The sequence below is a fragment of the Edaphobacter sp. genome (assembly GCF_035532915.1).
Lineage (GTDB): Bacteria > Acidobacteriota > Terriglobia > Terriglobales > Acidobacteriaceae > Edaphobacter.
On record NZ_DATKQC010000438.1, the window covers coordinates 1 to 4,916 of the forward strand.

At 62.4% G+C, this 4,916-nt stretch carries 3 protein-coding genes; 1 reads left to right on the top strand and 2 read right to left on the bottom strand.

Annotated elements, in window-relative coordinates; translation table 11 throughout:
- The coding region (locus VMU57_RS20550) for a response regulator (RefSeq protein ID WP_325386854.1) at positions 1-2,658 on the bottom strand (2,658 nt) is incomplete at its 3' end.
- Positions 2,659-2,995: 337 nt separating this feature from the next.
- Positions 2,996-4,114, bottom strand: coding sequence for a GTPase ObgE (gene obgE / locus VMU57_RS20555; RefSeq protein WP_325386856.1), 1,119 nt, complete (start codon positions 4,112-4,114; stop codon positions 2,996-2,998).
- Between the two features lie 181 nt (positions 4,115-4,295).
- Here obgE and VMU57_RS20560 point away from each other — a divergent pair.
- The coding region (locus tag VMU57_RS20560) for an acyltransferase (RefSeq protein WP_325386858.1) at positions 4,296-4,916 on the top strand (621 nt) is incomplete at its 3' end.

The window sequence follows — 4,916 nt, forward strand, 5'->3', positions numbered from 1 at the left end:
GGAGACCGGCGCGGCGAGATTTCCCAGCGCGCCTTTGAGCGCGTGGCCGACCCGTTGCAGGGTGGCGGCGTCGCCGGTTCGGGCGGCTTCGCGGGCGGCGCTCATCTGCGTGGGATAGTCTTCGCGGAAGAGATCGAGCAGCTCGGCGAGAAAGGCGCGGTCGCCGTCGATACGCTCGAGCAGCTCTGCGGTGGCGACGGAAGGTTCTGTGGCGACGGGCTCGGGTGCGGGAGTAAAGGCGACCCGCTCGCGGAGGACGTAGGCGTCGAGCACCTCGTCGAGCTCCTGCGGGCGAATGGGCTTGGAGAGGTATCCATCCATGCCAGCGGCGAGGCAGCGCTCGCGGTCGCCCTTCATGACCAGAGCGGTCATGGCGACGACGGGCTGATGTTTTCCGGTGCTCTTTTCGCGCTGGCGCAGCTTCTCGGTCGCTTCGATGCCGTCCATCTCGGGCATCTGGACGTCCATCAGCACGAGATCGTAGGCGGTCTTTTCGAGCGCCGACAGGGCCTGTTTGCCGTTGACGGCGAGGACGACCTGGTGGCCGCGCTTTTCGAGCAGGCGAATCGCCAGCTTCTGGTTGACCACATTGTCTTCGGCCAAAAGAATGTGAAGGCTCTTTTGCGGGTCGCGCTCGTTCTCAAGAACGCTCTGCGTGATCATAGGAACGTCTCCAATCTGCTGTTTCGTCTTCAGTACACGGGAGATGGCCTCGCGCAGCTCGGCCTGGCGAACCGGCTTGACGAGGTAGCCCGCGATGCCCATCTCACCGCAACGGGCGGCGTCGCCGCGCTGGCCTCCGGAGGTGAGCATCATGATGGTCGAGGTGGACAAGGCAGGCCTCTGCTTGATCTCCTGCACCAGGCCGAAGCCGTCCATTTTGGGCATGTGCATGTCGGTCAGGATCAGGTCGTAGGGAACGTTGGCCTCGCGCGCGGTGGTGAGCGCGGCCAGCGCCTTGTCGGCGTCGGCGACCACGGTGGTCATCATGCCCCAGTGGGTGAGCAGGCCGTCGAGGATGCGGCGATTGGTGCGGTTGTCGTCGACGACCAGCACCTTGACGCCGGTCAGGATGGTTGGGGTGGACTCGAATTCGACCGGCTGTACCTGCTCGGTCTCGGTGCTGAGCCGGGCGGTGAAGTGGAAGCGGGAGCCGACGCCCACCTCGCTCTCGACCCAGATGCGGCCTCCCATCATCTCGATCAGGCGTTTGGAGATGGTCAGGCCGAGGCCGGTGCCGCCGAATTCGCGGGTGGTCGAGGTGTCGGCCTGGTTGAAGGACTCGAAGATGGCGTTCAGCTTGTCGGTAGGGATGCCGACGCCGGTGTCGGCGACAGTGAAGTGCAGGGTAACGGCCTTCTCTTCGAGCACTTCGGTGCGGACCCTGACGCCGATCTCGCCCTCATGCGTGAACTTCAGCGCGTTGCCGATGAGGTTGATGAGGACCTGACGCAGACGGCCTGGATCGCCGACGACGGTCTCGGGAATCTGCTGCGAGACCTCGCAGAGAAGTTCGAGGTCCTTCTCGTCTGCTTTGAGGGCGAGCGACTTGAGCGCGCCTTCGATGCAGTCGCGCAGGTCGAAGTCGATCTCTTCGAGGTCCACCTTGCCCGCCTCGATCTTCGAGAAGTCGAGAATATCGTTGATGACGTTGAGCAGGGAGTCTGCCGACAGCTTGACCGTCTCGAGGTAGTCGCGCTGCTCGCGGGTCAGCTCGGTCTCGAGCGTAAGGTCGGTCATGCCGATGATGCCGTTCAGCGGCGTGCGGATCTCGTGGCTCATGTTGGCGAGAAATTCGCTCTTGGCCTGGCTGCCTGCCTCGGCGGTGCGGGCCTTTTCGCGCTCCTCGGTCATCTGCGCCATCAGCCGGTAGCGCTCTTCGCTCATCTCCAATTCTTTGGCGTGCATGGAAAAACGTCGGTCCAGCATGGAGGCGAGGAACACGAGGCTCAGGATGATCAGCGTCACCAGGCCGATGCCGATCAGGCCCAGCTCGGACATATTGATGGCGTGCTTCAACTCAGACGCGGGTAGCGGCGCGGGCATAAAGCTGACCGCTGCCATGCCGGCGTAGTGCATGGTGGGAATCGCCAGGCCCATCACGATGGCGGCCCCGGACTTGCGCCAGCTCCAGGTCGACATCTGGTCGCGCAGGCCGAAGGTCAGCAGCATGGCGACAAACGAGATGACGACCGCGAGCACAACGGAGAGGATGACCAGCCCCGCCGAGTAGGTGCACATCGCCGGCAAACGCATGGCCTCCATGCCGATGTAGTGCATGGCGGCAATTCCGCTGCCCATCAGCAGGCTGCCCACCATGGCCGAGGTCATGGTCATCGTCTTGCGGCTTACGACAAACAGCGCGATGGCCGACGCCACAAACGCCGCGAGCATGGAGAGCAGGACGGTCGGCCAGTCGTAGCGAACTTCCACGGGAAGGCGAAGCGCCTCCATACCGACGTAGTGCATCGACCAGATGCCCAGCCCCATGGCGAAGGCTCCGCCGGTCAGCCAGAGGTAGCGTGCGATTCCGCGGGCAGCGGTGACGCGGCCGGCAAGATCGAGCGCAGCATAGGCCGCCAGGATCGCGATGAGGACGGAGACGATGACGAGGCGGGGGTCGTAAAAACCGACGAGCGGGGGGAGGTGAGTGTTCATGATGCACCTTCAGGCAAATCTATTAACTCGAAGCTAATCGGTCGATGAGCCTGCGGATATAGCACTTTTGAGCTATGGATCTATCGCTCTGCGATTGAAAATAGTGACGTTACAGCCTTATCGCGGGTTTTAAGGCGCTACATCGCGAAGGATATTTTGCGCGAGAAAGGTTTTTGCTTCAGCAAAGAGGACAAGCAGCACATCGCTTGCACCCCAACCAGCAAGCTCGTCGGGGACCCCGCAGCTCCGGGCAAGATGACGTGCGTTGGTGGTGAGGATCTGGACACGATGAATCGGCTTTCACCGGAAGGTGCGTGAAAGCCGATTTGCCGCGTCGCTAGCCTCGGCGGCGGGCTGAGGGTGCGGGCGGAGGGTAGTTGGGTTTGCGCTTGGCCGTCGCAGGCGCGGGCGTTTCGAGTTCGATGCGCGCTGGGCGATGCGCCGCCACGGCTTCGGCGATGGCGTACTTCAGCGGCTCGATGCCCTCGCCGGTGACGGCGGAGATGGCGAAGAACGGCAGCTTTCGCCGCTTGGCCATGGCGGTCAGCTTCTTGAGCTTGTCGGGATTGGCCACATCGCACTTTGCCGCGACTACGATGGTGGGCCGGGTGACGAGCGTGGGATCGAAGCTGCGCAGCTCTTCGTTGATGACCTTGAAGTCGGCGACGGCGTCCGGGCGTACGGTGCCCTCGGTGGCGCTGGAGTCGGAGACATCGACGAGGTGGACGATTACGCTGGTGCGCTCGATGTGTTTCAGGAACTGGATGCCGAGGCCGTGGCCGAGGTGCGCGCCTTCGATCAGGCCTGGAAGGTCGGCGATGGTGAAGGACTCGGTGTGGGGAAACTCGCCGACCTGGACCACGCCGAGGTTGGGCTCGAGCGTGGTGAAGGCGTAGTTGGCGATCTTGGGCTTGGCCGCGGAAAGGCGCGAGATCAGCGTCGACTTGCCGACGTTGGGGTAGCCGACCAGACCGGCGTCAGCCAGCAGGCGCAGCTCGAGGCGAAAGTTGCGCTGTTCCCCGGCGCGGCCCAGCTCGTGCTCGCGCGGTGCCTGGTGGGTGCTGGTGGCGAAGTGCTGGTTGCCGCGTCCGCCGCGTCCGCCACGGGCGACGACGATGGTCTCGTCGGGCTGGGCAAAGTCGTGGATCAGCTCGCCGGTGTCGTCATCGTAGAGCAGCGTGCCTACGGGAACCTTGAGCGTAAGGTGCTCCGCGGACTCGCCGGAGCAGTTGGAGCCCATGCCGTGCTCGCCGCGCTTGGACTTGTGCTCGGGGTTGAAGCGAAAGTGGACGAGTGTGTTGTGGCTGAGCGACGAGGACATGAGAATGTCGCCGCCATGGCCGCCGTCACCGCCGGAGGGGCCACCGCGGGGGACGAACTTTTCGCGGCGGAAGGCCATGCAGCCATTACCGCCGTCGCCGGCCTTGATTCGGATTCGTGCTTCATCAATAAACATTGGTCAATCTTTAGTGTACTAGGGTATGACCGGGAAGCCTGATTGTCTTGCGGACGGGAAGCATCGCTCGCAAGCGGGCTGAGCGCGTGGTGCTCTCGATGAGAGGCGGGGTTAGGATTAAAAGGACGGGCCACGAACGCGAGTGTATGCTTGCTGGCGTCTGAGACAATCACTGAAATAGATGAACGACTTGAAGCCTTCTCTTCCGTCTGCCGCCAAGCCCTTGCAAAACCCCAAAGGCGAAGGCCGCAGGTTTCACGAGCTGGACGCGATGCGCGGCCTCGCGGCCGTCATTGTTCTGGGCAATCATTTTCGGAACATATTTTACCCTGCCGCCACCTTCAGCAGCGGATGGCAGGCGGTGTTCCTGTACCCACTGGTCTCGGGCCGTGAGTCGGTGATGTTTTTTTTCCTGTTGAGCGGATTTGTGCTGAGTCTTCCTTTCCTGCGCGGAAAGAGGCAGCCATATCCGATTTTTCTCCGCCGCAGAATCCTGCGCATCTATGGCCCTTATCTTGGGGCTTTGGCCTTGGCGCTGATCGGATGCGCCCTGTGGCACAATCGCCTGGGATCGACCGGCTGGCGGGCTGCAACCTGGTCGAAGCAGGTCGATTTGCGGTCCGTTCTTCAACATGTGCTGTTCATTGGCAACTACAACTACAACCGGTACAACACGGCGTTCTGGTCTCTGGTCTATGAGATGCGGATCTCGATCGTCTTTCCGCTGCTGTTTGTTGTGGCGAACAAATTGAAAGCGAAGTACACCATACTCATCATTGCCGCCTGCACTGTGCTGGGTGTG